Consider the following 26,645-nt stretch of genomic DNA (forward strand, 5'->3'; position numbering starts at 1 on the left):
CCGGAAGTACTCAAGAAACAGGACGGTCAAATGAAAACCATCGGACTCCGCGTCGTGGTGGCGCTTGTTACCCTTTTGGCGCCAACCACCGGTACACGCCGGCCGGCCAACCGCCGCCGTGCCCGCACCATCCCCGCCGCGGCACAGCGGACCGGTGGCAAAACTCCGGGAAGTGGGCACCCGGAACGCGGCGATGTCCCCGGCTGGGTAATGATCACATTGATGTCGGCCGTCCTGGTGGCCGCGCTGCTTGCCTTGGCCGGTCCCGCCCTTGAAGCGATGTTCAACCAGGCCATGGACACGGTGGGTGGGTAGCCCGTGTCCACCCCCGCCAGGAGCCGGCTCCGCCAACCGGCGTCCGAGCTTCAGCCGGCGGACGCCGGCGAACGTGGGTCCGCGGTGGTCGATTTTGTCCTGGTCGGGAGCCTGCTGACTGTTCTGTTCCTTGCGGTCATCCAGCTGACACTGATCCTGCACGTCCGGAACACCCTTGTTGATGCCGCTGCTTCGGGTGCCCGCTACGGGACCCTCGCCGACCGTAATGCCGCGGATGCGCAGGAGCGGACCCGCAGCCTGATCGGAACCGCACTGAACCCCGGCTTTGCTGGGGAGGTCAGCACCGGGGAGGTGACCGTACAGGGACTTCGCACCCTCGAAGTGACAGTGCGCGCACCGTTGCCGGTCATCGGGCTGATCGGACCCCAGGGGATGCTGGAGGTTACGGGCCATGCGGCGGTCCAGCAGTGACCCGCGGAAGAGTGCAGGTCTTCGGATGCCGGATGCATTCCCGGCCCTGAACCCACCAGCGGACCCGGATGCAGGAACCGACGGTGAACGGGGGAGCGCGGTGGTGGAATTCACCTTCCTGGCGGTCCTGTTACTGGTTCCCCTGGTGTACTTCATCATCACTGCCGGCCAGGTCCAGGGCGCTTCCTTCGCCGTGGCCGGTGCAGCCGACCAGGCCGCCAAGGTGTTTGTGGCGTCGCCTGCGGAGGTGGACGCCCGCGCCGCCGCCGAGCAGGCAGTTCAGCTAGCCCTTGCGGACTTCGGCCACGGCCTGGATCAGGCCCGGGTGGATACCAGCTGCAGCTCCGCTGACTGCCGGGCAGCCGGCTCAACAGTCACTTACACCATCCGGTTGACCGTTCCCCTGCCGTTCATACCCTTTAACAACGGGCTTGGCCTCCATGCCACGGAGGTGCAGGCCTCATCCACCCAAATGGTCGGCAGGTTCCGGTGACGCCGCGCGCCGAAGAAGGACAGATCACCGTTATGGTGGTGGGCTACCTGGCCGTCGCGCTGCTGGTGGCCACCGTGATGCTGGGCATCACCTCGGTGTACCTGGAGCACAAGCGCCTGCTGTCCCTGGCCGACGGCGCCGCCCTGGCCGCGGCGGACAGCTTCACCCTCGGCGAGGTGGCAGCCCAGTCGGGCAGCCCGGCAGCCCTCCTCGACCCGGGCAGGGTCCGCAGCGCGGCCACGGACTTCGTGGCTGGCAGCCCTGCCGCTCTCCGCTTTGACAGCCTGGCTGTGGCGGGGGAGACCGGCACCCGGGACGGAGCCACGGCAGTGGTGGTCCTGACCGCTGCCGTCCACCCGCCCATCGTGAACTTCCTGGTCCCGGGCGGTATTCCCATCGAAGCCAGGTCCACCGCCCGGTCCCGGCTCACCCGGTGACCACGGCACGTGACGGACGGTTTTGCCGGATAGCGTAGGGTTAAACAACCATGGCCAATATTGATTTTTCCGCTGAAATCCGCGCGCTACGCGGCACCTACACCTCCATCGAACGCGTCACCGATGTTGAGGCACTGAAGGAAGACATCGCCGAACTGAGCGAGCGGGCAGGCGAGCCCAACCTTTGGGATGACCCGGCGGCGGCCCAGAAAATCACCTCAAGGCTCTCCCACCGCCAGTCCGAACTGGAGCGCCTCACCAGCCTGGAATCCCGGATCGACGACCTTGAGGTCCTGGTGGAACTCGGCCAGGACGAGGGCGACGCCGACTCCATGGGCGAAGCAGCCACGGAGCTGGAATCCATCCGAATAGCCCTCAAGGACCTCGAGGTGGTCACCCTGCTGTCCGGCGAATACGATGAGCGGGAAGCCGTGGTCTCCATCCGGGCAGGCGCCGGCGGCGTGGATGCCGCGGACTTCGCCGAGATGCTGATGCGCATGTACCTTCGCTGGGCCGAACGCCACGGTTACCCCACCACGGTGATGGACACGTCCTACGCCGAAGAAGCCGGCCTGAAATCCGCCACGTTCGAGGTTAAGGCCCCCTACGCGTTCGGCACCCTCAGCGTTGAAGCCGGAACCCACCGCCTGGTCCGCATCAGCCCGTTCGACAACCAGGGCCGGCGCCAGACGTCCTTCGCCGCCGTCGAGGTCATTCCGCTGATCGAACAGACGGACTCCATCGAGATCCCGGACAACGAAATCCGCGTTGACGTCTTCCGTTCGTCGGGCCCGGGCGGTCAGTCGGTCAACACCACCGACTCGGCAGTACGCCTCACGCACCTTCCCACCGGAACGGTCGTCTCCATGCAGAACGAAAAGTCGCAGCTCCAGAACCGCGCCGCCGCCATGCGCGTGCTCCAGTCCCGGCTGCTGCTGCTGAAAAAGGAGCAGGAAGACGCCGAAAAGAAGGCCTTCGCCGGCGACGTCAAAGCCTCCTGGGGCGACCAGATGCGGTCCTACGTCCTGAACCCCTACCAAATGGTCAAGGACCTCCGCACCGAACACGAAGTGGGCAACACCTCGGCCGTGTTCGATGGCGAGATCGACGACTTCATCGACGCCGGCATCCGCTGGCGCACCGATAACCGCAACGCCGAAAAGTAAACCCCGCGGCGGCGGCCTTGCCGACACGCCATCGGCAAAAAGCATGTGATGCCGGCAACCCTGCGTATAGTCGAGGGGCCGGGGCCCTAATTCCCCCAAACGAAAACCCGTGCACCGGCTGCAGACTGGGCTGCAAGTCTCAGCCATGCCTGCAGGGTACTTAGGGCCATGATCCGATTCGAAAATGTCACCAAGGTCTACGACCAGACAGCCAGGCCTGCGCTGGACGCCGTCAACCTTGAGATTGACCGCGGCGAATTCGCCTTCCTCGTGGGCGCATCCGGCTCCGGAAAATCCACCTTCCTGCGCCTTGTGCTCAAGGAGGACCGGGCGTCCTCCGGTGCGGTGTACGTCGCCGGCCAGAACGTCGCCAAGATTTCCAGTTGGCGGGTGCCGCGCCTGCGCCGCGGCATCGGCGTTGTCTTCCAGGACTTCCGCCTCCTGCCCCAGAAAAACGTCTTCGCCAACGTGGCCTTCGCCATGCAGGTCATCGGCCGAAGCCGCAGCGTCATCCGGGACACCGTCCCCGAGGTCTTGAAGACCGTGGGCCTGGAAGGTAAAGAGCACCGCATGCCGCACGAGCTTTCCGGCGGTGAGCAGCAGCGCGTGGCCATTGCCCGCGCCGTGGTCAACCGGCCCGGCATCCTGCTGGCTGATGAGCCCACCGGAAACCTCGACCCCACCACATCCATGGGCATCATGGGCATCCTGGACAAGATCAACCAGAACGGCACCACCGTGGTGATGGCCACGCACGACGACGACATCGTCAACGAGATGCGCAAACGGGTGGTGGAACTCAAGAACGGCGTGGTTATCCGCGACGAGGCCAAGGCCCTTTACACGTCCATGATTCCCGTGGTGGGCCAGTCCCGCCGGCTCAAGGATGCCAGTGGTCGGGAAACCCCGGGCGAGGCGCCCGGGGAAAGCGGGGCACAGCGATGAGGCTCGCATTCATCCTCAGCGAGATCGGCAGCGGCCTGCGCCGCAACGTCTCCATGGTGGTCTCGGTCATCCTGGTCACCTTTGTCTCCCTCACGTTTGTGGGCGCGGCCGGCATGTTGCAGATGCAGATCAACCAGATGAAGGGCTACTGGTACGACAAGGTCCAGGTCGCCGTTTTCCTCTGCAGTGACGGCTCGACGGCGGCCAGTTGCGCAGGCGGTCCGGTCACCCCGGAGCAGCAGGACAGCCTGAACACCCTGCTGGAATCCCCGGCGGTGGGCCAGTACATCAACGACTTCGCGTTCGAATCCCGCGAGGAAGCGTACGACCACTTCAAGAACCAGTTCTCCAACTCGCCCATCGTGGACTCCGTCACGCCGGACCAGCTGCCGGCGTCCTTCCGGATCAACATGAAGGACCCGGAAAAATACCAGATCATCAGCGAGACCTTCTCTTCCCAGGCAGGCGTGGAAACGGTCATTGACCAACGACAACTGCTGGAACGCCTGTTTTCCGTCATGAACGGAGCCTCCCTGGTGGCCGTCAGCATCGCCGGCGTGATGATCGTCTGCGCCATCCTGTTGATCGCCACCACCATCCGGCTCTCAGCGTTCAGCAGGCGCCGGGAGACGGGGATCATGCGCCTGGTGGGCGCCTCCAAGACGGTGATCCAGCTGCCGTTCATCCTCGAAGGGGTGATCGCCGCCGTCATCGGCGCCGCCCTGGCCTCAGCCACGTTGTGGGCCGTGGCGCGTTTCTTCCTGGGCGACTTCATGGCCCAGCAGTACCCTGACACGGCGTTCATTTCCGCCGGACAGACCCTCATCCTGGCGCCGGCGCTGCTGTTGCTGGGTGCTTGTTTGGCAGGAATTTCGTCCCTCTTGACCCTTCGCAGATACTTGCGCGTCTAGGCTGTGCAAACCAACCAAGGAATGCTTATGAACGTCATGGCTCAACCTCCCCACGGCCGCCGGTCCACCCGGAGCCGCCAGGCCGCACGCCGGTCCGGCCTCATCAGTGGCCTCCTCGCCGTCGTGCTCGCCGCCGGGCTGGCGTCCTCCGGGCCTGCCGCCATGGCCGACGAGCTCGAGGACCAGCAGGCAGCGCTGCAGGCCGAAGCTGCACGCGTCCAGCAGTCCCTGGAGTTCGTTGATTCGCGCATCGCCAAGGCCGCCGGCGATCTGGTGCTGTACCAGGGCCAGTTGCCCGGCGCCCAGCAGGCACTCCTTGAAGCGCAGGGCCGCGTGGCAGGTGCCGTCAAGGAAGTGGAGGCGCTCTCCGCCCGCGTGGACATGGCCCAGCAGAACAAGGCCAAGATCACGCAGCAGATGGAGTCGGACAAGCAGAAGATCACCGACACGAAAAAGCTGATCGGCCAGATCGCCACCCAGGCCTACAAGTCGGGCGGCGTGCCGTCCAACCTGTCGCTCTTCTTCGGTTCCAACACCGGCAGCAGCCTGACGGAAACCATGGACCTCGCGGACCAGGCAATGCGCAGCCAGAACGCCGCCATGGATAAGCTCACCCAGCAGAACGCCACCAACGTCAACTCCCAGGCCCGGCTGCAGGCCGTGGAAGCGGAGATCAAGGAACTCAAGGCCAAGGCCGATGCGGCCCTCGAACGCGAAAAGGCCTTCCGGGACGAGGCCGCAGCCAAAAAGGCCCAGGTGGATCAGCTGATCGCAGACACCACCCGCCTCGACGCCGAACTTCAGGCCGCCAAGCCCGGCATCCAGTCCCAGCTGGCCAGCGTCCAGGCCAGCCAGAACGCAGTGGCCGCTGAAATCGAGGAACGCGACCGCAAACTGCGTGAAGCGTGGGAAGCCGAGCAGCGCCGGATCGCCGAGGCAGCCGCTGCCGCCGCAGCCGCCGCCGCAGCGGCAGCGAACCGCCCCGCCCCGCCGGTGGAAACGTTTGTGCCGCCTGTTGGGTCGCCGTCGGCCTTTGGCCTGCGCCACCCCTTCGCGTCCAGCGTCCCCATCACCTCCGGCTTCGGCTACCGCAGCACCCCGCCCGGCAGCATCGATTTCTACGGCACCGGTGGCTACATGCACACCGGCATCGACTTCGGTGCCCCCTGCGGCACGCCGGTGTACGCGGCTGCGGCCGGCGAAGTCTTCAGCTCAGGTTGGAACTCGGCCGACGGCGGTGGCTGGCGGGTCAAGATCTCCCACGGCCTGATGCAGGGCAACACGCTGAACACCATTTACTACCACAACTCCAGCATCGTGGTCTCGAACGGCCAGCGCGTCTCGCAGGGCCAGCTGATCGCTTATTCCGGCAGTACCGGCAATTCCACCGGCTGCCACGCGCACTTCGAAACCTGGGTGAACGGCCAGGCGATGGATCCGATGCGGCTGCTTTAGGCCCTGCCGTAGACTTGTATGATCCCGCGCCGGCTGGCCGGGGCAACAACCGAGACTGATATTGAGGAGCTTTCCCGTGCCCAAAGAAAGTGGCCGTAAAGTGGTGGCCACCAACCGCAAGGCCCGGCATGATTACCACGTGCTGGATACCTACGAGGCCGGCATCGCGCTGATGGGGACAGAAGTGAAATCCCTGCGCGAGGGCCACGCCTCAATGGTGGACGGATTCTGCACCTTCTACAACGACGAGCTGTGGATGGAAGCCATCCACATCCCGGAGTACAACCAGGGCAGCTGGACCAACCACGCTGCCCGCCGCCGCCGGAAGCTGCTGCTGCACCGCGAAGAACTGACCAAGATCTCGCACAAGATCAGGGAAACCGGCTACACAATCGTCCCGCTCCAGCTCTACTTTGTGGACGGCCGGGCCAAAGTGGAGATCGGGGTGGCCCGCGGCAAGCGCGAGTACGACAAACGCCAGACGCTCCGCGAGCAGCAGGACACCCGTGAGGCCCAGCGGGAGATGCGGGAGCGCAACCGCCGCCGCTAGGAATGAAACCGGCGGATCATGCGTTAGTATAGGTAGTCCGGTGGGCCTGCCCACCGGTTTGATAACAAAATACGGGGATGATCGGTTTCGACGATGTTAGTCGCGACAGGTGAAGCGGGCCGAGGATGCAGAATTATCTCGTAAACGCTGTCTGCAAAACAATAATCGCCAATTCAAAACGCGATGACTTTGCTCTTGCTGCCTAAGCAGTAAGACCAGTCCGTCAGCCCGAGGTTGCTATTGCCCCGGATGCTGGCGTCATTTAGATAGCCACTGCTGTTTGCCCCCGTCATCGGGGTAAACGGGACACTTTGATGACTGGGCCCGGATCGGCCAGCTGTTTGCAGCATGGCCGGGGCCGAGAAAGTCCGACGCAAACTGCGCCCGGAGAAGCCCTGACAACACGACATCGGACGGGGGTTCAATTCCCCCCATCTCCACATTTTGCTGTGCCGCGAGGCAACGCAGTACGGCCCGGACTCTTGTCCGGGCCGTACTGCGTTAACCAGGCTGACCCTCAGCGCTTCTTAAGGTGCGCCACGGGGTCCGGCGCACCGTCCAGGGGAGTCCTGGTTTTCTTCTCGGCGCGCTTTTGTTTAATGGTTTTAACCGGCTTTTTGGTTATGTGCCGGTGTGGTGACTTGTCAGGCATGGCGGGCTCCCTCGGCGAATCGGGACACCACGTGCCCCTCCTCGTAAAATACGCCTGTTTGCCGCGGAAGGAAATGCCCTGGGTCAGGCCGGTGCCTGGACGTCCACCACACCAACAAAGCGTGTTCCGACGCCGTCGAATTCGGTCCTGACGAAGCCCGCGGGCCGCTCCGGGACCTCCTGCTTGGTATGGTGTTCGCAGGCCACAAAACTGAAGTCCGGCCACCATTTTTTCGGCCGGGCCGCTTCCTCATAGCCGCAGACAGTGCACTCCAGGTGCACCCAGACCGGACGCTTGCCGGTGCGGTTTGCGCGGGACTGCACCAGCCACGGGGGAGGGGCGTCCAGGATCGCCCCCAGCTCCGCTTCGCTCATCCATTTGGGCAGGCCATGGCGCTGTGCCATTTCCAGGGGTATTTCGAGGGCAATTGCCGCGTCACGTCTGCTGATCATCAGGTACAACTTTACGGGAGCCCACCAAATCAGTCCGGTCTGGTGGGATTGCCGGGCGTCCGGCTAGCCGGTAACGGCCATGCCGGCAGCGGCAGCCGCAACGCCCAGGGCCAGGTTGGCCGTCACGTTCACCGTGGCAGCCCCGTAACGGGCTTCGCTGATCAGGCGCACCGTAGCGGTGGTCCACGAGCTGAACGTGGTCAGGCCGCCGGCCAGGCCGGTGGCCAGGGCGGTCTGCCACTCACCGGTCAGTCCCAGTCCGCCGGTCACCCCCGCGGCGGCTCCGATCACAAAACAGCCCACCATGTTGACCAGCAGGGTTGCCCAGGGCCAGTGCCGCGCGCCATTACCCGCTTCCGCCTGGCGGGCCGCCTGCTGGGCGAACCAGCTGTCTGCCGCGAACCGGAGGAGGGCCCCGGCTACCCCGAACAAGCCCACCAACAGCGCGGCGGTCATGGCTGCTCGTTCCGGGTCGGGGACGCCACTTTGCCGAGCTGCCAGCCTGCACCCGCGGCGGCCAGGCCCAGCACCAGGGAAAGGGCCAGGTACGCCGCCCACACCACATGCGCGCCGGACTGCGCCAGCCGGTCCACGGCGAAAATTACAGCGGAGAAGGTGGTGAAAGAGCCCAGCAGGCCCGGTCCCAGCCCTGCCCGCAGCCAGAAGGGAGTATGCGGGCGGTTCAGCCAGAAAGTGGTCAAGGCAGCCAGGAGGAAGCTGCCGCACACGTTGATTCCGAGCGTGGCCCAGGGGACACCGTCCGGAACATCAGGGAAGGCGAGGCCGAGGCCGTACCGCAGCTCGCTGCCCACCAATCCGCCCACAGCCACCGCCAGCCATGCCGGCGCCGCAGGCATACCGGGGCGGCTCATGCGGGGGCGGTGCCGCGCAACAGCCCCTGGCGCGGTCCGTGCGTCACGTCAGCTGCCCACCAGGAGGCAACCTTGGTGCGTTTGCTCGCTGTGCACCCAGAGCGCCGAGGTGATTTCGTCAGCGAGGTCAAACTCACGGCTGTTCCCAACGCCACCGATCCGGACCACCAGGGCACCGCCGAACGGCCGGCGGCCCACCACCTCCACTTCGGCGTCCAGGTCGATCCGCTCGGCGGCCAGGTACCGCAACAATTCAGGGTTATCGTCACTGATCCGGGTGATTCTGCCGGTGTGGCCCTCATCCAGCCCGGAAAGCAGGTGGGCGGCAGGCATCAGCACCTCACCGGACGCCGTGGGAATGGGGTCGCCGTGCGGATCGCGGCGGGGATCGCCCAGTTGGGCGGCGACGCGTTCGATGAAGGTGTCCGAGACGGCGTGCTCCAGCAGTTCGGCTTCGTCGTGGACCTCGTCCCAGCTGTAGTCCAGCTGCTGGACCAGGTACGTCTCAATCAGCCGGTGGCGGCGGACCATGGCCAGGGCCAGGCGCAGGCCCGGGCCCGTCAAGGTAATGGCGCTGTAGGGCTTGTGGTCAACGAGGCCCTGGTCCTTGAGCTTGCGGACCATCTCCGAGACGGAGGAGTTGGCCACACCCAGGCGCTGGGCCAGCTGCGAGGAGGTGATGGGTTTGTCCTGCCACTCGGTAAACGAGTAGATGACCTTGACGTAGTCCTCGATCGAGGAGGAGGGCGCGCTGGTCTTCACAGCATCAAGCTTACCGGGTACTGCACCGCCGCTGGCCGGCAACGAGATTCACGCCGCCGTGGCCCGCCATGCCAGGGTCAGGTAGGGCAGGTCGATGATTTCGCCGTCCCGGTGGCCAAGATGCTCATGCAGGTACCAGTCCAGGTTGGCCAGCACCTTGGCGCGGGTGGGTTCGGAGGCCCTGAGATAGTAGCTGCGCGTTTTGGTGAGCTCCATCAGGCCCGTGGTGGTTACAGGGTCCTGCCACCGGGTCACGTACCCCTCAAGGCCTTGGAAGTCAGGCCCGACGGCGGGCCGGTGGCCAGGCTTGTAGACGTCGCCCGCGTGCATGATCCGGGACAGCCGGTGGACCCAGGGAACGGAGGTGTCCAGCTGGTTCCAGACCAGCCCCAGCGTGCCGCCCGGGCGAAGGACCCGGGCGAGCTCCGTGCTGGCCGCAGCTGCGTCGCACCAGTGCCAGGCCTGGGCCACGGTGACGACGTCGAACGCCGCCGCCGGCAGGCCGGTGGCCTCTGCGGTGCCCAGGACAGCCGTGGCACGTGGATAGTGCTCAGCCAGCTGTTCCAGCATGTCCGCGGACGGGTCGACTGCGGTGACGGCCAGTCCTTTGGCCAGGAGCAGTGCGGTGAATTTGCCGGTGCCGGCGCCGACGTCCAAAACCTCACCGGCCGTTGCGGGCACCAGCCAGTCCGCGGCTGCCGCCGGGTAGCCCGGCCGGACCTGCTGGTAATGCTCGCCGCCGTCCTGGAAGCTTTGGCCCAGCTCCTGGCGCCGGTTGTGTTCCAGCTTGGGGCCACCCCGGACCACGCGCGGCCTCCTTCAGTAGATGTCTCTCCTGAATTTACCGCATGGACCCCGCCGGGGCGGCCCGGCGGTTCAGTCGTCCAGGCAGGGGGCCGCGCCGGCGGTGCCCGGCGTGTTGGGGGCCCAGTGCGGGTAGGTCCGGGAATCGTTGGCGGGCACCCAGCGGCCTGCGTCCACCACGTAATCCCAGCCAAGGCCCTGGGTCCGGAGGGCAGAGATGCCGGCAAGGAGCCGTTCGGCGTCCTCAAGGCGGGAGCCCACACCAAAGCTGGCCCGCAGCGAACCGGACGGAAGGCCCAGCCGCTTGAGCAGGGGGTGGGCGCAGAAACGCCCGTCCCGGAGGCCCACGCCGTGCTCTGCGGACAGGTAGGCCGCCACCAGACCGGCGTCGTAGCCGGCCACGGAAAAGTTAACCACACCGATGGTGTCCGTCTCAGCGTTGGTGTCCTTGAAGATCTGGTGGACACTCACGCCCTCGATCTGCTGCAGCCCCGCCACCAGGTAGGACCGGATGGACTGTTCGTGGGCGTGCCATTCCTGCGGGTCCAGGGCGGCGATGACCTGCGTGGCACGTGCCAGGGTGGCGGCGCCGAGGACGTTGGGCGAGCCGCCCTCGTGCCGGGCCGGGCCCGTGGCCCAGCTGACGCCGTCGAGCCGTGCTTCCTTGACGGCACCGCCGCCGGCGAGGTGCGGTTTTCCGGCGTCGAGCCAGTCCGGGCGCCCCACCAGGACGCCGGAACCGAACGGGGCGTAGAGCTTGTGGCCGGAGAACGCGAGGTAGTCAACGCCGTCGGCGGTGATGTCTACCCGCCGGTGGGGTGCCAGCTGCGCGGCGTCCACCACAATCCGGGCGCCGTACTGGTGGGCCAGCGTGGCGAGGGCGCGGATGGGCAGGATTTCACCGGTGACGTTGGAGGCGCCGGTAACGGCCAGGAGGCTGACCCCGCCCTGCTCCAGTTCGCCGCGGACAGCGTCGATGGTGCCGGCCAGGGTGTCCGCGGCCACGATGCTCCGGTGCGGGACGCCCTGCCACGGCAGCAGGTTGGCGTGGTGCTCGATGTCCAGGTACAGGACGTCGCCGGTGGGCCGGCCGTCCGTGTTGGGCAGGCACCCTGCCAGGAGGTTCAGCGAGTCGGTGGTGTTGCGCGTGAAGATCACCGAGTCGTCCGGGCGGCCGCCCACAAAGTCCCGCACGATGTTCCGCGCGTTCTCGTACACGGAGGTGCTGATCTGCGAGGCGTAGCCGGCGCCACGGTGCACGCTGGCGTAGTAGGGCAGGATCTCGTTCAGGTAGGCGGAGACCAGGGACAGCGCCGGCGCGGAGGCGCCATAGTCCAGGTTCGCGTAGCGGACATGGCCACCGGCGATCAGCGGCGCCTGGATCTCGGCGCCGGTTACGGCGGCGAGGGGCCTGGCGGCGATGGAGTGGCCGGCCAAAACCGAAGGTGCGGCGGGCGCCAGCGAAGCTGCGGGGGAGACAGTGGCAGTTGTCATGGGGAATCCTCACGTTGACAGGACTCCCTGCAGGGAATCCGCGCTTGCCGTATCCATGTCCGGACCGGCCTGGTCGTCACCCGGGGCACCCCACCGCGAATGGAGGGTTGCCGGCCAGCAAACCGGGGTTTAGCGCTGGCACTCGTGACCTGCTTAAGAGCGTAGGACATGGTGCGGGGTGGTTTGAAGCCAGCCCGAATGTTAAGGGATTTGTTACGCCGCGCCCGTACGCCGGGGCTTTTGTCGAAGAACACGACGGCGGACGCCCCCATCCGGAGGCGTCCGCCGTATATTCTTCGGTCCAGGCAGTCCTAGAGGAGGTCGTCCAGCCCCGGGTTCAGGCGCCGCAGCACCTCGGAATGCAGGATGGAGTTTGTGGCCAGGGCGTTTCCGCCGAACGGGCCGTCCTGGCCCTCCAGGGAGGTAAACCGGCCGCCGGCTTCCACCACGATGGGGACCAGGGCGGCCATGTCGTAGAGATTCAGTTCGGGTTCGCAGGCAATGTCCACCGACCCCTCGGCGACCATGCAGTAGGACCAGAAGTCGCCGTAGGCGCGGGTCCGCCATACGTCCTCGGTGAGCCCCAGGAACTCGTCGAAGTTGCCGCGTTCCTTCCACCCGGTGAGGCTGGAGTAGGACAATGACGCATCGGAAAGGGTGGCGACGTTGGAGACGCGCAGCCTGGTGGCCGAGGCGAGCGAACGCCCCATGTAGGCGCCCATGTCTTTCGCCGCCCACCAGCGTTTGCCCAGCGCAGGTGCGCTGACCACACCCACCACCGGTTCGCCCTCGTCAACGAGCGCGATCAGGGTTGCCCATACCGGGACACCCCGGACGAAATTCTTGGTCCCGTCAATGGGGTCGATGATCCAGCGGCGTGAGCCGTGGCCGCTGCTGCCGAACTCCTCACCCAGGACGGCGTCGCGGGGGCGGGAGCGGGAAAGCTGGCCGCGGATGGATTCCTCAGCTGCCTTGTCCGCGTCGGTGACAGGCGTCAGGTCCGGCTTGGTCTCCACATGGAGGTCCAGGGCCTTGAAACGGCTCATCGTCTGGTCGTCCACGGAATCGGCCAGGACGTGGGCCAGGCGCAGGTCATCGTTGTAGCTGGAAGCGGATTGGATCATGGTTCCAAACTACCGTCTGGCGGCGGTTGTGCTGGGAGGCCCACGTCAGTTGACGCTGCCGAGTTCCTTGGTCTCCTGGGCTTCCAGGCGCGGATCCGCCCCGAGGAGCCGCCGCAGGGAAGAGAGCCGGGCAGCGCCGGTGGGACCTGCCTGGCCGGCGGCCACCCAGGCGTCCAGCCCGCAGTTCACGGCCGCTGCCGTGTGCTTGCAGCCGCGTTCGCAGGCATCGGTGCCGGAGGAGAGGTCCGGGAAGGAACGCAGGATGCGGTCCGGGTCCACCAGTGCCAGGCCAAAGGACCGGATGCCAGGGGTGTCGATGATCCAACTGCCGGCCGGCGCATCTGCCAGCCGCAGGGCCAGGGCGGAGGAGGATGTGTGCCGGCCGCGGCCGGTGACGGCGTTGACGCCGCCGGTGGCCCGCTCGGCTCCGGTCAGCGCGTTGACCATGGTGGATTTGCCCACGCCGGAGTGCCCCAGCATCACAGTGACGTTCCCGTGCAGGAAGGTCCGCAGCTCCGCTACGGCCTCGCTGTCCAGCCGGGCGGACAGGCCATCGTCCGACCTGGCGTCGATGCCCGATGCCTTATTGTCCGCGGTGCGGCTGATGATGACCGGGAAGTCCAGGTGCGCGTAATTGGACAGCAGCTCAGCGGGATCCTTGACGTCTGCCTTGGTGATCAGCAGGATCGGTTCGATCCCGGCGTCGTAAGCCGCCGCCAGGGCACGGTCGATGAAACCGGTGCGCGGTTCCGGGTTGGCTGCTGCCACCACGATCACCAGTTGGTCGGCGTTGGCCACCACAGCCCGTTCCACGGGATCTGTGTCGTCCGCGCTGCGGCGCAGCAGCGTGCGCCGGTCCTGGATTTTCACCAGGCGCGCCAGCGTGTCCGGTTCGCCGGAAACGTCGCCCACCAGCGAGACAAAGTCGCCGGCCACCACGGGGTTGCGGCGCAGTTCCCGGGCGCGGGCGGCGATCACCACCCGTTCCGTAGCGGTGTCCTCACCCACCACCGCCGTGTAGCGGCCGCGGTCAACGGTGATGATCCGGCCAGTGACGGCGTCGTCGTGGCTGGGCCGGTCCTTGGTGCGGGGCCTGGAACCTTTTTTGCTGGGCCGGATGCGGACATCCGATTCGTCCCAAGAGTCAGTGCTGCGCGCCAACGCCTGTACCTTCCGTGCCGGTTCCGGCAGGAGAGCCCTGCGCCAGCATCGCGGTCCACAGGTCCGGGAAGTCGGGCATGGTTTTGGCGGTGGTGGCGATGTCCTCCACCTCGACGCCGGCGACGGCCAGGCCCAGGATGGCACCTGCGGTGGCCATCCGGTGGTCAGCATAGGAATGGACGACGCCGGCGTGCAGCGCAGCGGGGCGGATCACCAGGCCGTCGCTGGTTTCCTCGGCGTCGCCGCCCAGGCGGTTGATTTCCGCCACGAGCGCCGCGAGCCGGTCAGTTTCGTGGCCGCGCAGGTGCCCGATGCCGGTGAGCCTGGACGGGGTGTCTGCCAAGGCGCACAAGGCGGCAACAGTGGGGGCCAGTTCGCTGGTGTCGGCGAAGTTTCCGCCCTTGATGCCGGAGCCTGCGGTGACGGTGAGGACCCCGTCCGTCAGCGAGACGCTGGCGCCCATATCGGCCAGGATGCTGCGCCAGAGATCACCCACCTGCTGCGTACTGGCGGGCCAGCCGGGAATCCGGACCGTTCCCCCGGATGCCAGGGCTGCGGCCAGGAAGGGCCCGGCGTTGGACAGGTCCTGCTCGATCCGCTGGTCGAAGGCCCGGATGGGACCCGGCGCCACCACCCAGTGGTTGGGCACGGAATCGTCCACCGAGACTCCTGCCTCACGCAGGACAGCCACGGTCATGGAGATGTGGTCAAGGCTGGGTACCGGCTTGCCCACGTGTTCCAGGTGGAGGCCTTCGGTGAACCGGGCCCCCACCAGGAGCAGGGCGGAGACGAACTGCGATGAGGCGCTGGCGTCGATCACCAGGTGGCCGCCGCGGACTTCGCCCGTGCCCTCAACGGCGAAGGGCAGCGAAGAGGGGGTGCCGCCGTCGTCCGCCGTGACCACAACACCGAGCGCCTTCAGCGCCTCGATGATGGTGCCCATGGGACGCTGCCGGGCGTGCGGATCGCCGTCGAAAACGCTGGTCCCCTGCCGCAATGCCGCGAGGGGCGGAACAAACCGCATCACGGTTCCGGCGAGGCCGCAGTCGATGGTTGCCGGGGCAGGCGGCGCGTCCTGCCGCAGCGGGACGACCTCAAGGTCGGGGCCGAAGCTGCCCTCACCCGGGACCTCCGTGATGGTGGCTCCCAGGCTACGCAGGGCCCCGATCATCAGCGCCGAATCCCTGGAGTGCAGGGGCGCCCGGAGCCGCGACGGCCCGTCGGCCAGGGCCGCCAGGACCAGGTACCTGTTGGTCAGGGACTTGGAGCCGGGGACCGTGACGGTGGCATCGACAGGATGCGTGGCGAAGGGGGCGGGCCAAAGCGGAACGGGTGTCCCGGCGGAGTCCAGGGTGGTGGCAGCGGCGGTCATTGTCGGTTTAGGCTCCCGTTGCGTGGTCCACGGCGCGGCGGACTGCTTTGTCAGCGGTGCGCAGCTTCCGGTTGGTGCTCCTGCGTGCGTCGGTGGCGAGGTGCGATGCGCCCTTGCGTGCGTCGGCTGCCAGGTGTTCGGCGCGCCAGGCCAGGCCCGGCTTGCCTGCGGTGTCCACGGATGCCAGCAGCGCCCCGCCGCTCAGGGAAAGGTTTTTCAACAGCTGGTTGCGGCGGTCCTGCCGGCCTTCCTTGCTGCTGATGTCAGCGCTGCGCCACTCCACAAACGTGTTGAGCAGGGAAATGACCGTCAGCAGGGTGGCCGAGACGCGCGAGAACTTACCCAGTCCGAACAGCACACCGGCACCCACCTGCGTTCCGCCGATCACGCGGGCCAGGGTGCGCTCATCCGCCTTGAAGGGCAGCGACGCGGCGGCCTTGCGGAGCAGCGGTGAGAGCTGCTGGGCGGTATCGTCGGCGTTCTTAAGCTTGTCCACTCCAGCAACAACAAAACTGGAAGCCAACATGGGCCGTGCGAGCGTGCGGAAAAAGGACATGGATTTCCTCCTGGGTGGACGGACCGCTCCGTCAGCGGCGCAAGGTGCAGATCCAGTCTTGCACTTTTGGGGAATATTTGCCCGCGGCCGGGGGTTGTTGAGAGCGGGTCCGGAAAGGCCGGACCGCCGGACGCAGAGCGGAGTTGGGCCTTGGCGCGGGTGTTGGATGGAATTGGAAAGGCGGGCCCGGTGGCCCTTGGCGCACTGGCGTCGGAGGCTCCGGGGTTCGGATCGCCGCGGGCGCAACGCCTGACAGTAGACTTGAACGCAATGAACACCCTGGATCCGGCCGTTTCGGCCATGTATGAGGCTTCGCAAGGCGAAGTAAAGGCCGGCGCCGCAGCGCAGCCTGAGTCCGTGCCCGCACAGGCGCCCGGCGCTTCAGCCGAGCAGGCCGGCGGGGACGTGGACGTGTCCACGGAGACCACCGACCAGCGCCGCGCCCGGTTTGAGCGCGACGCGATGCAGTATGTCGACCAGCTGTATTCCGCGGCCATGCGGATGGCCCGGAACCCGTCGGATGCCGAGGACCTGGTGCAGGAGGCGTACACCAAAGCCTTCTCCGCGTTCCATCAGTACCGGCCCGGCACCAACCTCAAGGCCTGGCTGTACCGGATCCTGACGAACACCTACATCAACCTCTACCGCAAGCGGCAGCGCGAACCCCTGCAGTCCAATTCGGACACCATCGAGGACTGGCAGCTGGCGCGCGCGGAGTCGCACACCTCCAGCGGGCTCCGCTCCGCCGAGGCGGAAGCGCTGGACCACCTGCCGGATTCGGACGTTAAACGCGCGCTCCAGGAGATTCCCGAGGAATTCCGCCTTGCGGTCTATTTCGCGGATGTCGAAGGGTTCGCGTACAAGGAAATTTCAGACATCATGAACACGCCCATCGGCACCGTGATGTCCCGGCTCCACCGCGGCCGGAAAATGTTGCGGGACATGCTGGGCGGATACGCTGCCGAGCGCGGATTCAAAACAGCCGTGGCCTCCAGGGACGCGGCGGAAAGCAAACAGGAGAGCGGGAAATGAGCGACTGCCAGGGATTGGGCGATTGCGACGATACGCGGATGCAGCGGATCTATGAGTACCTTGACGGGGCACTGACCCGTGAGGACATTTCGGAGATCAAGAACCACCTTGATGACTGCCCGGAATGCACAGAGCAGTACGACCTTGAATGCGTCATCCGCAACATGGTTAAGCGCTCGTGCACCGAGGCCGCCCCGGAGAACCTGAAGAACGCCATCCTGGACCGGATCCATTCGATCCGGCCCGTGGACGCGTAGCCAAACCTGACATCAGGGGGTCTGCCCCCGGTGGCGCGGCCATACCGCACGCCACAGCAAAGGACCCCGGCAGCCGAGTGGCTTCCGGGGTCCTTCGCTTGAACCGTGATACCTGGCGTGTGCCTAGGTGTTGGGGCGCTTACCGTGGTTCGCGCCGCCACGCTTACGGTCACGACGCTTGCGTGCACGCTTGCTCATAGCTGGCCTCCTTACATGTTGGTACTCAAAAGAGCTGCCCTCAAGTCTCCCACATGATCCGATGGCCCGCGAACCGGTGACCGGCGCGTGACCTGCGAGCCCGCAGCGGATTCAGGGCTTGGCCGGCGTTGCGGCGCCAGGCTGCGGGGGGACTGCGGCACGGGCCTGCCGCAATCCGGCGGCCAAGGCGTCGAGGGTTGCCGGGTCCAGCGGCGCAGCGGCCGCCTGGCGGCGGAGATCAGCAAGGACACCCTCCTGGAAGGCCTGCAGCAGCCCACCGGCTCCCCGGAGGATCGCCTCGCTCTGGGCATCCGGGCCGGCGGCAGCGTTGTCCCTGCCGGGGCGGCCTGCGAGGGCCGCTGTTGCCGCCGCAGCAAGATCCGCGCTGATCCCCAGCATGTTGCCCCGGACGTCACTGCCCAGGGTGCCGGCCAGCCGCCGGACGGACGCGGCGATGCCAGTCTCCACGCCCGCCAGCTCCTCACGGCGCCTGTTCAGTTCCGCCATCCCGGCGTCGGTGATCCGGTAGTTGGTGCGGCGACCCACTGCCTCGGTGGCCACCAGGCCCTCCTCCTGCAGTTTCCCCAGGCGTGGATAGATGGTTCCCGCGCTGGGCGAATATGTTCCGCCGAACCGGTCCCGTAGGGCCAGCATCAGGTCATAGCCGTGCTTGGGGCCCGCCTCGAGGAGGGCCAGCAGGTACAGGCGCAAGGCACCGTGGGCAAAAACCGGCGGCATCAGAGCCCGGTTCCGGCGCCCTCCGGAGCAGCCCGGTGGAGGATGGACGTCCGGCCGGACATCGAGTTGGTGCGGACCAGCATCAGCTGCCGGTCCGGGCCGGAAATGGTCTCCACGGTGCCGCTGACCTGCGCGTAGTGCTGGTCATCAATCACCACCGTACCGCTGGCTGTTTTGGCCACGATGTCGGCGCCCACGTCATGGGGTAACAGCACTGTCAGGTTTCCGGACACCGAGTTGGAGCCGAAATCATGGGTGTTGCCGAGGAGTTCGAACGTGAGGTCGCCGCTGACCGTGGTGGCCCGGACGTTGGTGAAATCCCCGGCGGCGTGGACCTCCCCGGAGACGCTCCTGGCAGTGAGGATGCCGTGGTGCCCGCTCACGGTGACGGTCCCGCTGACGGTGTTGACGTGCAGCTCCCCGGCGGTGTTTTCCGCTGCCACCGAACCCGACACAGTATTGAGCCGGGTGGGTCCGGTAACACCGCTGACCAGCCCGTCACCGCGGACAGTCCCCACTTCCACCTCCGTTCCGGCCGGAACGGTGAGGCGGATGGTGGCGGAGTTGGCGCTGGTGTGGTTCACCGTTTCCATCAGGTTCTTGAACCACCCTTGTGGCCCGTGCAGCTGGTGCCTGATTTGCAGCCGACCACCGGATACAGCGACGTCCACGGGATCCCCGTGGACGTCACTGATGTCAACCAACACCCCCGGCTGGTCCCCGACCCGCACCTCGAACCTGCCCTGGATCATGCCCAGCTTCAGGGCGGACACACCATCGATATCGATGGCCTGCGGGCTTGCCACGGTCCAGTTCTGATCGGTCATTGGTCCTCCAGAGGCGATATATCGTGTACTGGCTTCAACGTACCGGCCGGTAACCGGACCGTCAAGATATATCGCGACCGGCGGTGGTTACTCGGGGGCGTCCAGCTTGAGCCACTGGAACCAGCCGCGGTGCAGTACCAGCCAGGCCATCAGGCCATAACCGGCCTGGCCGGGGGTTCCCCCGTTGGCGGCGAGGTCCTGGCGCCACTGCTCGTGGTTCAGCAGGGGTGAAAATGTATCGACATAAAGGTGCTTGCGCCGGGTGGAAACATCGGCGAAGGCGGTGTTCAGCTCATCCAGCCGCCGGTTATGGACCGGGTCAAGGGTGGGTGGCGGTCCCACCACAAACACCTCGACCCGGTTCTGCGAGGCAGAGTCCAGGATGTTGGCAAGGTTCAGCCGGCTGCGCGCGGTGGACAGGCCGAACTCAATATCCCGCCCGGACAGTCCGATGACCAGGCGGTTCTCGGCCTGCGGGCTGAAACGCCGGCCGGCCTCGTCGAGCCAGCGGGCTGCCAGCGCTTCCGTCCCCTCCTGGGGGCAGGGAAGTGAGTAGCTCTCCAGCAGAATCCCGTCCTGGGGAGTCCGTGCCAGGACGCGGCCCAGCCAGCCAAGTGCCCGCGGGTCACCCAACCCTGCCAGCAGTTCGTCTCCTACGGCTGCGATACGCAGCTTCCTGTCTTCCACACGTTCCTCTTTACTTCGGTGCCGGCCCGCTGTCCCCGTCGCAGCCACTGATGCGGTGGATCGAAGCGGCGCTGTCCATCCATTAAACAGAACTGCCCGGCCGGAGTCGGTATTTCGACGTCCGGCCGGGCAGCCTTAGCGGTTATTTCTGTGAAAAAGCCTGCTTAAGCAGCAGATCCTGCTCCGCAGCGTGGCGTTTCATGGAACCGGCTGCCGTGGAGGCAGATGCCGGCCGTGACACAAGCCGGACCTTGCGGTCCAGTGCGTCGGGCAGGTTCAGGCCAATGAACGGCCACGGTCCCTGGTTGGCCGGCTCATCCTGGGCCCATACGGCTTCGGCGTTCGGGTACTTGGCAAGTTCCGTGGCGATCTCCTCGTGCGGCAGCGGGTACAGCTGCTCCACGCGGACGATTGCGGTGGTCTTGTCGCCGGTCTTCTGCCGGGTGGACAGGAGATCGTAGTACAGGCGGCCGGATACCAGCAGGACGCGCTCGACGGCGTCCGCCGGCAGCTGCTCATGGTCCGGGATCACGGGCAGGAAGGTGCCGGTGGTGAAGTCCTCCACCGAAGATGCTGCGGCCTTGAGGCGCAGGAGCTGCTTGGGCGTGAAGATGATCAGCGGCTTCCGTGGCCGGCTGTACGCCTGGCGGCGCAGCAGGTGGAAGTGGGAGGCCGCCGTGGTGGGGTTGGCCACGATCATGTTCTGCTCGGCACACATCTGCAGGAACCGTTCGATCCGTGCGGAGGAGTGGTCAGGGCCCTGGCCCTCGTAGCCGTGCGGGAGCATCAGCACCAGCGAGGAACGCTGGCCCCACTTCTGCTCGGCAGAGGAGATGAACTCATCAATGATGGTCTGGGCGCCGTTGACGAAGTCGCCGAACTGGGCTTCCCACAGCACCAGTGCATCCGGGCGTTCCACCGAGTAGCCGTACTCGAAGCCCATGGCGGCGTATTCGGACAGCAGGGAATCGTAGATCCACAGCTTGGCCTGGTCATCGGACAGGTTGCCCAGGGGCAGCCATTCCTTGCCGTTGGCGCGGTCGTGGAACACCGCGTGGCGCTGGACGAACGTCCCGCGCCGCGAGTCCTGGCCGGCCAGCCGGACGGGCACGCCCTCCATGATCAGCGAACCGAAGGCCGCGATCTCGCCGAAGCCCCAGTCGATGCCGCCTTCACGGGACATCTGCTCGCGCTTCTCCAGGAGCTGCTTGAGCTTGGCGTGCACGGTGAAGCCTTCGGGGATTTCAACGTGTGCCGTGCCGATCCGTGCCAGGGTCTCCTTGGAGATTGCGGTGGAGGCCGGGGAGTTGATACCGAAATCGGACTGCTGGGCGTGCGGGCGCTCGATGTCCGAGACTGCTGCGGAGTCGGCCGTGATGATCGGGATCGGCGAGGTCTGGGCTGCGTGCGTTTCGGCGAAGACCCGCTCCAGCCGTTCCTGGTAATCGCGGAGGAGCTGCTCGGCTTCTTCCTCGGTGATGTCACCGCGGCCGATCAGCGACTCTGTGTACAGCTTGCGGACGGAGCGCTTGGCTTCGATCAGGTTGTACATCAGCGGCTGGGTCATCGAGGGGTCGTCGCCCTCGTTGTGGCCGCGCCTGCGGTAGCAGACCATGTCGATGACAACGTCCTTGTGGAACCGCTGGCGGAACTCGTAGGCGAGCTGGCCGATGCGGACCACTGCTTCGGGATCGTCGCCGTTCACGTGGAACACCGGCGCCTGGATCATCTTGGCAACGTCGGTGGAGTACGTGGAGGAACGGGAAGAGGACGGCGCGGTGGTGAAACCAACCTGGTTGTTGACCACCACGTGGATGGTGCCGCCGGTGCGGTAGCCACGGAGCTGGGAGAGGTTAAGCGTCTCCGCCACCACGCCCTGGCCGGCGAAGGCTGCGTCACCGTGCACCATGATGGGCAGCACGGGGAAGGATTCGCCCTGGTCCAGGCGGTCCTGCTTGGCGCGGACGATGCCTTCGAGGACCGAGTCCACAGCTTCAAGGTGGGACGGGTTGGCAGCCAGGTAGACCTTGGTCTCCTTGCCGTTGTCCGAGGTGAAGGTCCCTTCGGTGCCCAGGTGGTACTTCACGTCACCGGAGCCCTGCACGGAGCGCGGATCCTGGGTGCCTTCGAATTCGCGGAAGACCTGGGCATAGGTCTTGCCGGCAATATTGGTGAGCACGTTGAGCCGGCCACGGTGGGCCATGCCGATCGCAACCTCGTCCAGGCCGTCGTCGGCTGCGTCGGACATGATGGCGTCCAGCAGCGGAATCAGGGATTCGCCACCCTCAAGGGAGAAGCGCTTCTGGCCCACGAACTTGGTCTGCAGGAACGTCTCGAAGGCCTCGGCAGCGTTAAGCTTCGAGACGATCCGGAGCTGCTCTTCACGGCTGGGCTTAGAGTACGGATGCTCCAGCTGGTCCTGGAACCACTTGCGCTCGTCCGGGTCCTGGATGTGCATGTACTCGATGCCGGTGGTGCGGCAGTAGGCGTCGCGGAGTACGCCGAGGATGTCGCGGAAGGCGAGCATCGGCTTGCCGCCGAAGCCACCCGTGGGCCATTCGCGGTCCAGGTCCCACAGGGTGAGGCCGTAGGTCAGGACATCAAGGTCCGGGTGCTTGCGCTGGACGTATTCCAGCGGATCGGTGTCCGCCATCAGGTGTCCGCGGACGCGGTAGGAGTGGATCAGCTGCTGGATCCGGGCGACCTTGTTGATCTGGTCGGCGGGGTCCACCTGCAGGTCCGGGCTCCAGCGCACGGGCTCGTACGGAATCCGCAGGGATTCGAAGATCTCGTCGTAGAAGCCCTGCGCGCCGAGCAGGAGCTGGTGCACCAGCTTGAGGAACTCGCCGCTCCCCGCGCCCTGGATGACCCGGTGGTCGTACGTGGACGTCAGCGTGAGGACCTTGCTGATGGCGTTGTGCGCGATGATCTTTTCGCTGGCACCCTGGAACTCGGCCGGGTAGTCAAGGGCGCCGACGCCGATGATGGCGGCCTGGCCCTTGGAGAGCCTGGGCACGGAGTGGACCGTGCCGATACCGCCGGGGTTGGTCAGCGAAACGGTGGTGCCCTGGTGGTCGTCAGCGGTGAGCTTGCCGGCCCGGGCCCGCTTGATGAGGTCCTCGTAGGTGTGCCAGAACTCGGCGAAGTTGAGGGTTTCGGCCTTTTTGATGTTCGGGACCATCAGCAGGCGGGTGCCGTCGGGCTTGGGCATGTCGATCGCAATGCCGAAATTCACGTGGGCAGGCTGGACCGCGGAGGGCTTTCCGTCCACCTCGTCATAAAAGACGTTCATCGACGGGAACTGGGCCAGGGCCCGGATCACGGCATAGCCGATCAGGTGCGTGAAGGAAACCTTGCCGCCGCGTGCGCGGGCCAGGTTGGAGTTGATCACCACGCGGTTATCTATCAGCAGCTTGGCGGGGATGGCGCGCACGCTGGTGGCCGTGGGAACCTCAAGGCTGGTGACCATGTTGGTGGCGATGGCCTTGGCCGGGCCGCGGAGGACGGAGACAACGTCCTCTTCCGGTGCTGTGGGCGCCTTGACGTTCTTGGGCAGCTGCGCCGGGATGGGCTGGGCGCCATTGCCCGCACCGGTCTTCTTGCCGCCATCGCGGGCTTCTGTTGCCGGGGCCTTCTTCACGGGAGCTGCGGCAGAAGCCGGCGCAGCCGCGGCCGGCGCTGCGGCGGGTTTGGTCGGAGCGGCCGCAGGCGGTGCTGCCGGTGCCGGCGGGGCAGCGGCCTTCACCACCGGAAGTTCCCGGGTTGCGGGGTTGGCTTCGACGTGGCCCGAATGTCCATTGGAAGAAGAACCGCTGCCGGAGCCGAAAGATTCAAACAGCGGCCACCACTTGGAGTCCACCGCGTTCTTGTCCTCTTGGTACTGCTCGTACAGTTCGTCAACGAGCCACTCATTTCCGCCAAATTCCTCTGGTAGACGGTGGCTAGGCTGCTCTGGCACTTGAAATACGCCTCTTCCATGAGTTTGATTTCCCTCCGGCCAACGGTGCTTAAGCACTGCGGTTGAGCCGGCCTCTGCGTCCTCTGAACCCAGACCTCTGCAAGTCTAGTGAGCATCCTGTGTTAACTGCCAATAAGGGTGACCCAAATCATGACGTGACGCCGGTGTGCGGGAATATGGCGGGCCGCGCCGGTGTTGCGCCGGCCGCAGGAGTGGCGGCGTCCGCCCGCCGGGACCAGCGCCGCGGACCCGGCAGGCGGCGGTGCCGGGTCCGGACGGCCATAAGGGCTCCTGTAGACTGAAGCCCTTATGGACAGTAAATCTAGGTGCCGGCCTGGGGGCTGTCAGCGGAGCATTAAGAGCAGCACCGCGCAGTCCACCCGCAGAGCCGGCAAACCCCGAACACGTTCCCATTCCCCAGCGGCCCAGCAGTCGTCCGGGACCCGCCAGGGCAGGTCGGCAACAGCTGAACATCCCCCTCCGGCCAGGCCGTTGTTCCGGCCCAGGGCTTCGCGGTTTTGCCGCGCTACGCAGGCCCGCCGGGCGGGATGCTGAGTGGAATGGATTTTCCTTGCAGCAGGCTTGCTGCTGATCGCCGGGACCGGGTTCTTTGTCGCCGTCGAGTTTTCCCTGATCGCCCTGGACCAGCCCACCGTCCAGCGCGCCGTTGACAACGGCGACACCGGCGCCGTGCCCCTTCTTGCGTGCCTGAAATCGCTGTCGACGCAGCTCTCCAGCTGCCAGCTGGGCATCACCCTCACGACGCTCCTCACGGGCTACGTGATGGAACCATCGGTGGGCAAACTCCTGGAAGGCCCGCTGGCCGCCGTCGGACTTCCCGACGTTGCCGTGGCCTCCATTTCGCTGGCCCTGGCCATGGTGCTTGCCACCCTGCTGTCCATGCTGCTGGGCGAACTGGTGCCCAAGAACATGGCCATTGCGCTCTCCTTCCAGGTGGGCAAGGCCCTGGCCCGTCCGCAACTGATGTTCACGGCCGTGTTCAAGCCGGCGATTGTGGTGCTCAACGGATTCTCCAACAAAGTCCTCAACGTTTTCGGGCTCGAGGCCAAGGAGGAAATCTCCGGCGCCCGCACCCCCTCGGAGCTTGCCTCCCTGGTGCGCCGCTCGGCGGCCATGGGAACGCTCGACGCCGGGACGGCAAACTTCGTTGCCCGCACCCTGAACTTTTCCACGCGGACGGCGGCGGATGTTATGACGCCCCGGATCCGGGTGGAAACCATCGACGCCAGCCAGCCCGTCTCTGACATTGTGGACGCCGCGCGCCGGACCGGGTACTCTCGGTTTCCGGTGATCGGCGATTCGGCGGATGACATCAGGGGCCTGGTCCACGTCAAAAAAGCCGTGGCAGTGCCCTGGGACCGGCGGCACAAACTCGAAGCCGGTGCCATCATGACCGAGGTGTTGCGGGTACCCGAGACCATCCATCTCGACGCGCTCCTCGCCGAACTGCGCGAGGGGAACCTTCAACTGGCAGTGGTCCTGGACGAATACGGCGGCACAGCCGGCATCGCCACCCTCGAGGACCTCGTGGAGGAAATCGTGGGGGAGGTGGCCGATGAGCACGACAAGGTCCGCCCCGGTCTGCTGCAGAGTGCATCGGGGGACTGGTACTTCCCGGGCCTGCTCCGGCCCGATGAACTTTCCGAACAGGTCCCCGGGCTGACCGTCCCTGACGAAGCAGCCTACGAAACTGTTGGCGGTTACGTGATGAGCGAGCTGGGCCGGATTGCCACCGTGGGAGACACCGTGCCCGTGGGTGGCGGCGTCCTGAGCGTCACCAGGATGGACGGGCGCAGGATCGACCGGATCTGCTTCCGGCCGGCCGCCCCGGACCCCGAAGAGACCACCAACGACAGGAACCAGGCATGAGCGACTGGGCCGGAATACTTTGGCTGGCTGTCCTGCTGCTTGGCAACGCCTTTTTTGTGGCCGCTGAATTTGCCGTGATGTCAGCCCGCCGCAGCCAGATCGAACCGCTGGCCGAGGCAGGTTCCAAACGGGCGCAGACCACCCTGAAGGCCATGGAGAATGTCTCGCTGATGCTCGCCTGCGCCCAGCTGGGCATCACCGTGTGCTCCCTGCTGATCCTGCTGGTGGCCGAACCGGCCATCCACCACCTGCTGGCGGTGCCCATGGAGACGCTGGGCGTTCCCATGGAGGTCGCTGACGTTGCCGCGTTTGTGGTGGCGCTGATGCTGGTGACGTTCCTGCACGTGACCTTCGGCGAGATGGTGCCCAAAAACATTTCCGTTTCCGCCGCGGACAAGGCAGCCCTGTTCCTGGCGCCGCCGCTGATGTTTATTGCCCGGCTGGTCAATCCCGTCATCTCGGTCCTCAACTGGTCCGCCAACCACATCCTGAAGCTGCTCCGGATCGAGCCCAAGGATGAGGTGACGTCCTCCTTCACCCTTGAGGAGGTGCAGTCGATCGTCCAGGAGTCCACCCGCCATGGGCTGGTGGATGACGACGCCGGCCTCATCACCGGGGCACTGGAGTTCTCCGAACACACGGCGCAGGACATCATGGTGCCGCTGGGTGAACTGGTGATGCTCAAAGCAGCCACCACCCCCGTGGAGTTCGAGAAGGCTGTCAGCAGGACCGGGTTCTCCCGGTTCCCCATGCTGGACGACGAAGACCTGCTTTACGGCTACCTGCACGTAAAGGATGTGCTCTCCATCCCCGAGTCGGCGTACGGCGAAGCCATCGCCGAAAGCCGGGTCAGGTCGTTGGCCAACCTGGCCCTCGACGACGAGATCGAAAAGGCGATGTCCGTTATGCAGCGCACCGGGTCGCACCTGGCCCGCGTGATCGGCCCCGACGGGAACACCAGGGGTGTCCTGTTCCTCGAGGATGTGATTGAACAGCTCGTGGGCCAGATCCGTGATGCCACGCAGGCAACGGGCATCCGCCGGTTGGGCCAGCCCAACGGGGCCTGACCGGCCCCGCCCGGCGTCCGCAGCGTATACCTAAATAG

General features: G+C 66.1%; 28 protein-coding genes, 1 other RNA gene and 1 riboswitch. Of the genes, 14 read left to right on the forward strand and 15 right to left on the reverse strand.

Annotated elements, in window-relative coordinates; translation table 11 throughout:
* Nucleotides 1–30 precede the first annotated feature (30 nt).
* The 10 genes from ACU18_RS11205 to ssrA all read left to right on the forward strand — a co-directional run bounded on the left by ACU18_RS11205 (nt 31) and on the right by ssrA (nt 7,147).
* Complete coding sequence (locus ACU18_RS11205; RefSeq protein ID WP_231686061.1) at nt 31–315, forward strand: hypothetical protein; 285 nt, start codon at nt 31–33, stop codon at nt 313–315.
* A gap of 84 nt (nt 316–399) precedes the next feature.
* Nucleotides 400–747, forward strand: a complete 348-nt coding sequence (locus ACU18_RS11210; RefSeq protein WP_231686064.1) for a TadE family protein — start codon at nt 400–402, stop codon at nt 745–747.
* A 25-nt stretch (nt 748–772) separates the two neighbouring features.
* Nucleotides 773–1,240, forward strand: coding sequence for a hypothetical protein (locus ACU18_RS11215; RefSeq protein ID WP_050685635.1), 468 nt, complete (start codon nt 773–775; stop codon nt 1,238–1,240).
* A gap of 32 nt (nt 1,241–1,272) precedes the next feature.
* On the forward strand, nt 1,273–1,677 hold the full coding sequence (locus tag ACU18_RS11220) for a pilus assembly protein TadG-related protein (RefSeq protein ID WP_050685636.1): 405 nt from the start codon (nt 1,273–1,275) through the stop codon (nt 1,675–1,677).
* Nucleotides 1,678–1,727: 50 nt separating this feature from the next.
* Nucleotides 1,728–2,843 carry a peptide chain release factor 2 gene (gene prfB, locus ACU18_RS11225; protein WP_050685637.1) on the forward strand — a complete coding sequence of 372 codons (1,116 nt, stop codon included), beginning with the start codon at nt 1,728–1,730 and terminating at the stop codon, nt 2,841–2,843.
* Nucleotides 2,844–3,011: 168 nt separating this feature from the next.
* Complete coding sequence (ftsE, locus tag ACU18_RS11230) at nt 3,012–3,788, forward strand: cell division ATP-binding protein FtsE (RefSeq protein ID WP_050685638.1); 777 nt, start codon at nt 3,012–3,014, stop codon at nt 3,786–3,788.
* Entirely contained in the window at nt 3,785–4,699 is a 915-nt protein-coding gene (ftsX, locus tag ACU18_RS11235) for a permease-like cell division protein FtsX (protein WP_050685639.1), read from the forward strand. The genes ftsE and ftsX overlap by 4 nt, the downstream gene beginning before the upstream one ends.
* 27 nt (nt 4,700–4,726) lie before the next feature.
* Nucleotides 4,727–6,154: a M23 family metallopeptidase gene (locus ACU18_RS11240; RefSeq protein WP_050685640.1), complete on the forward strand. Its 1,428-nt coding sequence runs from the start codon at nt 4,727–4,729 to the stop codon at nt 6,152–6,154.
* Nucleotides 6,155–6,230: 76 nt separating this feature from the next.
* Nucleotides 6,231–6,704 carry an SsrA-binding protein SmpB gene (gene smpB / locus ACU18_RS11245; RefSeq protein WP_050685641.1) on the forward strand — a complete coding sequence of 158 codons (474 nt, stop codon included), beginning with the start codon at nt 6,231–6,233 and terminating at the stop codon, nt 6,702–6,704.
* A gap of 73 nt (nt 6,705–6,777) precedes the next feature.
* Nucleotides 6,778–7,147, forward strand: a transfer-messenger RNA (tmRNA) gene (gene ssrA / locus ACU18_RS19315).
* A gap of 292 nt (nt 7,148–7,439) precedes the next feature.
* Here the strand turns inward: ssrA and ACU18_RS11250 are convergent.
* From ACU18_RS11250 to ACU18_RS11295, 10 genes are all read right to left on the reverse strand, one after another.
* Nucleotides 7,440–7,808 carry a hypothetical protein gene (locus tag ACU18_RS11250; RefSeq protein ID WP_050685665.1) on the reverse strand — a complete coding sequence of 123 codons (369 nt, stop codon included), beginning with the start codon at nt 7,806–7,808 and terminating at the stop codon, nt 7,440–7,442.
* Between the two features lie 63 nt (nt 7,809–7,871).
* Nucleotides 7,872–8,264 carry a fluoride efflux transporter FluC gene (locus tag ACU18_RS11255; RefSeq protein ID WP_050685642.1) on the reverse strand — a complete coding sequence of 131 codons (393 nt, stop codon included), beginning with the start codon at nt 8,262–8,264 and terminating at the stop codon, nt 7,872–7,874.
* A complete protein-coding gene (locus tag ACU18_RS11260; RefSeq protein WP_050685643.1) occupies nt 8,261–8,680 on the reverse strand; it encodes a fluoride efflux transporter FluC in 420 nt (139 codons plus the stop codon). Before ACU18_RS11260 ends, ACU18_RS11255 begins: the two co-directional genes overlap by 4 nt.
* Before the next feature lie 48 nt (nt 8,681–8,728).
* Complete coding sequence (locus ACU18_RS11265) at nt 8,729–9,442, reverse strand: metal-dependent transcriptional regulator (RefSeq protein ID WP_050685666.1); 714 nt, start codon at nt 9,440–9,442, stop codon at nt 8,729–8,731.
* Between the two features lie 48 nt (nt 9,443–9,490).
* Nucleotides 9,491–10,249 carry a class I SAM-dependent methyltransferase gene (locus ACU18_RS11270; protein ID WP_050685644.1) on the reverse strand — a complete coding sequence of 253 codons (759 nt, stop codon included), beginning with the start codon at nt 10,247–10,249 and terminating at the stop codon, nt 9,491–9,493.
* A gap of 69 nt (nt 10,250–10,318) precedes the next feature.
* On the reverse strand, nt 10,319–11,740 hold the full coding sequence (locus ACU18_RS11275) for an aminotransferase class V-fold PLP-dependent enzyme (protein WP_050685645.1): 1,422 nt from the start codon (nt 11,738–11,740) through the stop codon (nt 10,319–10,321).
* 35 nt (nt 11,741–11,775) lie between these two features.
* Nucleotides 11,776–11,890: riboswitch (SAM riboswitch) on the reverse strand.
* Between the two features lie 161 nt (nt 11,891–12,051).
* Complete coding sequence (hisN, locus tag ACU18_RS11280) at nt 12,052–12,864, reverse strand: histidinol-phosphatase (RefSeq protein WP_050685646.1); 813 nt, start codon at nt 12,862–12,864, stop codon at nt 12,052–12,054.
* A 45-nt stretch (nt 12,865–12,909) separates the two neighbouring features.
* Nucleotides 12,910–14,025, reverse strand: coding sequence for a ribosome small subunit-dependent GTPase A (gene rsgA / locus ACU18_RS11285; RefSeq protein WP_050685647.1), 1,116 nt, complete (start codon nt 14,023–14,025; stop codon nt 12,910–12,912).
* Nucleotides 14,009–15,397, reverse strand: a complete 1,389-nt coding sequence (gene aroA, locus ACU18_RS11290) for a 3-phosphoshikimate 1-carboxyvinyltransferase (RefSeq protein ID WP_050685648.1) — start codon at nt 15,395–15,397, stop codon at nt 14,009–14,011. The genes rsgA and aroA overlap by 17 nt, the downstream gene beginning before the upstream one ends.
* 7 nt (nt 15,398–15,404) lie before the next feature.
* Nucleotides 15,405–15,953, reverse strand: a complete 549-nt coding sequence (locus ACU18_RS11295) for a DoxX family protein (RefSeq protein WP_050685649.1) — start codon at nt 15,951–15,953, stop codon at nt 15,405–15,407.
* 270 nt (nt 15,954–16,223) lie between these two features.
* Here ACU18_RS11295 and ACU18_RS11300 point away from each other — a divergent pair, with 270 nt between their 5' ends.
* Together ACU18_RS11300 and rsrA are read left to right on the forward strand one after the other, a co-directional pair.
* A complete protein-coding gene (locus ACU18_RS11300; protein ID WP_082178296.1) occupies nt 16,224–16,985 on the forward strand; it encodes a sigma-70 family RNA polymerase sigma factor in 762 nt (253 codons plus the stop codon).
* Nucleotides 16,982–17,242 carry a mycothiol system anti-sigma-R factor gene (gene rsrA / locus ACU18_RS11305; RefSeq protein WP_050685651.1) on the forward strand — a complete coding sequence of 87 codons (261 nt, stop codon included), beginning with the start codon at nt 16,982–16,984 and terminating at the stop codon, nt 17,240–17,242. The genes ACU18_RS11300 and rsrA overlap by 4 nt, the downstream gene beginning before the upstream one ends.
* A gap of 123 nt (nt 17,243–17,365) precedes the next feature.
* On the opposite strand, the gene ACU18_RS20435 is transcribed toward rsrA, so the two are convergent.
* The 5 genes from ACU18_RS20435 to ACU18_RS11325 form a co-directional block, all read right to left on the reverse strand.
* Nucleotides 17,366–17,440: a 50S ribosomal protein bL37 gene (locus ACU18_RS20435; protein ID WP_369299106.1), complete on the reverse strand. Its 75-nt coding sequence runs from the start codon at nt 17,438–17,440 to the stop codon at nt 17,366–17,368.
* A 111-nt stretch (nt 17,441–17,551) separates the two neighbouring features.
* Nucleotides 17,552–18,178 (reverse strand): PadR family transcriptional regulator, encoded by a 627-nt coding sequence (locus ACU18_RS11310; protein WP_050685652.1) that lies wholly within the window; start codon nt 18,176–18,178, stop codon nt 17,552–17,554.
* On the reverse strand, nt 18,178–19,005 hold the full coding sequence (locus tag ACU18_RS11315) for a DUF4097 family beta strand repeat-containing protein (RefSeq protein WP_050685653.1): 828 nt from the start codon (nt 19,003–19,005) through the stop codon (nt 18,178–18,180). The genes ACU18_RS11310 and ACU18_RS11315 overlap by 1 nt, the downstream gene beginning before the upstream one ends.
* 87 nt (nt 19,006–19,092) lie before the next feature.
* On the reverse strand, nt 19,093–19,692 hold the full coding sequence (locus tag ACU18_RS11320) for a GDSL-type esterase/lipase family protein (RefSeq protein WP_157370901.1): 600 nt from the start codon (nt 19,690–19,692) through the stop codon (nt 19,093–19,095).
* 142 nt (nt 19,693–19,834) lie between these two features.
* The gene (locus ACU18_RS11325; RefSeq protein WP_050685655.1) at nt 19,835–23,650 is read right to left on the reverse strand and encodes a multifunctional oxoglutarate decarboxylase/oxoglutarate dehydrogenase thiamine pyrophosphate-binding subunit/dihydrolipoyllysine-residue succinyltransferase subunit; all 3,816 of its coding nucleotides are present in this window, start codon (nt 23,648–23,650) and stop codon (nt 19,835–19,837) included.
* Nucleotides 23,651–24,205: 555 nt separating this feature from the next.
* On the opposite strand from ACU18_RS11325, the gene ACU18_RS11330 reads away from it, so the two are divergent.
* Both ACU18_RS11330 and ACU18_RS11335 read left to right on the forward strand, forming a co-directional pair.
* A complete protein-coding gene (locus tag ACU18_RS11330) occupies nt 24,206–25,540 on the forward strand; it encodes a hemolysin family protein (protein ID WP_050685656.1) in 1,335 nt (444 codons plus the stop codon).
* The gene (locus ACU18_RS11335) at nt 25,537–26,607 is read left to right on the forward strand and encodes a hemolysin family protein (RefSeq protein ID WP_050685657.1); all 1,071 of its coding nucleotides are present in this window, start codon (nt 25,537–25,539) and stop codon (nt 26,605–26,607) included. Before ACU18_RS11330 ends, ACU18_RS11335 begins: the two co-directional genes overlap by 4 nt.
* Nucleotides 26,608–26,645: the final 38 nt, after the last annotated feature.

It is taken from the genome of Arthrobacter sp. ZBG10 (assembly GCF_001238605.1).
In the GTDB taxonomy this organism is placed as follows: domain Bacteria; phylum Actinomycetota; class Actinomycetes; order Actinomycetales; family Micrococcaceae; genus Arthrobacter.

What these genes read in the sequence shown, in the direction of transcription:
- hisN (WP_050685646.1), bottom strand. Translation starts at nt 12,864, where the DNA reads ATGATCCAATCCGCTTCCAGCTACAACGATGACCTGCGCCTGGCCCAC.
- ACU18_RS11310 (WP_050685652.1), bottom strand. Translation starts at nt 18,178, where the DNA reads ATGCCGCCGGTTTTTGCCCACGGTGCCTTGCGCCTGTACCTGCTGGCC.
- ACU18_RS11215 (WP_050685635.1), top strand. Translation starts at nt 773, where the DNA reads ATGCCGGATGCATTCCCGGCCCTGAACCCACCAGCGGACCCGGATGCA.
- prfB (WP_050685637.1), top strand. Translation starts at nt 1,728, where the DNA reads ATGGCCAATATTGATTTTTCCGCTGAAATCCGCGCGCTACGCGGCACC.
- ftsX (WP_050685639.1), top strand. Translation starts at nt 3,785, where the DNA reads ATGAGGCTCGCATTCATCCTCAGCGAGATCGGCAGCGGCCTGCGCCGC.
- ACU18_RS11260 (WP_050685643.1), bottom strand. Translation starts at nt 8,680, where the DNA reads ATGAGCCGCCCCGGTATGCCTGCGGCGCCGGCATGGCTGGCGGTGGCT.
- aroA (WP_050685648.1), bottom strand. Translation starts at nt 15,397, where the DNA reads ATGACCGCCGCTGCCACCACCCTGGACTCCGCCGGGACACCCGTTCCG.
- ACU18_RS11295 (WP_050685649.1), bottom strand. Translation starts at nt 15,953, where the DNA reads ATGTCCTTTTTCCGCACGCTCGCACGGCCCATGTTGGCTTCCAGTTTT.
- ACU18_RS11335 (WP_050685657.1), top strand. Translation starts at nt 25,537, where the DNA reads ATGAGCGACTGGGCCGGAATACTTTGGCTGGCTGTCCTGCTGCTTGGC.
- rsrA (WP_050685651.1), top strand. Translation starts at nt 16,982, where the DNA reads ATGAGCGACTGCCAGGGATTGGGCGATTGCGACGATACGCGGATGCAG.
- ftsE (WP_050685638.1), top strand. Translation starts at nt 3,012, where the DNA reads ATGATCCGATTCGAAAATGTCACCAAGGTCTACGACCAGACAGCCAGG.
- ACU18_RS11240 (WP_050685640.1), top strand. Translation starts at nt 4,727, where the DNA reads ATGAACGTCATGGCTCAACCTCCCCACGGCCGCCGGTCCACCCGGAGC.
- ACU18_RS11300 (WP_082178296.1), top strand. Translation starts at nt 16,224, where the DNA reads ATGAACACCCTGGATCCGGCCGTTTCGGCCATGTATGAGGCTTCGCAA.
- ACU18_RS11315 (WP_050685653.1), bottom strand. Translation starts at nt 19,005, where the DNA reads ATGACCGATCAGAACTGGACCGTGGCAAGCCCGCAGGCCATCGATATC.
- ACU18_RS11250 (WP_050685665.1), bottom strand. Translation starts at nt 7,808, where the DNA reads ATGATCAGCAGACGTGACGCGGCAATTGCCCTCGAAATACCCCTGGAA.
- ACU18_RS11255 (WP_050685642.1), bottom strand. Translation starts at nt 8,264, where the DNA reads ATGACCGCCGCGCTGTTGGTGGGCTTGTTCGGGGTAGCCGGGGCCCTC.
- ACU18_RS11220 (WP_050685636.1), top strand. Translation starts at nt 1,273, where the DNA reads ATGGTGGTGGGCTACCTGGCCGTCGCGCTGCTGGTGGCCACCGTGATG.
- ACU18_RS11275 (WP_050685645.1), bottom strand. Translation starts at nt 11,740, where the DNA reads ATGACAACTGCCACTGTCTCCCCCGCAGCTTCGCTGGCGCCCGCCGCA.
- ACU18_RS11205 (WP_231686061.1), top strand. Translation starts at nt 31, where the DNA reads ATGAAAACCATCGGACTCCGCGTCGTGGTGGCGCTTGTTACCCTTTTG.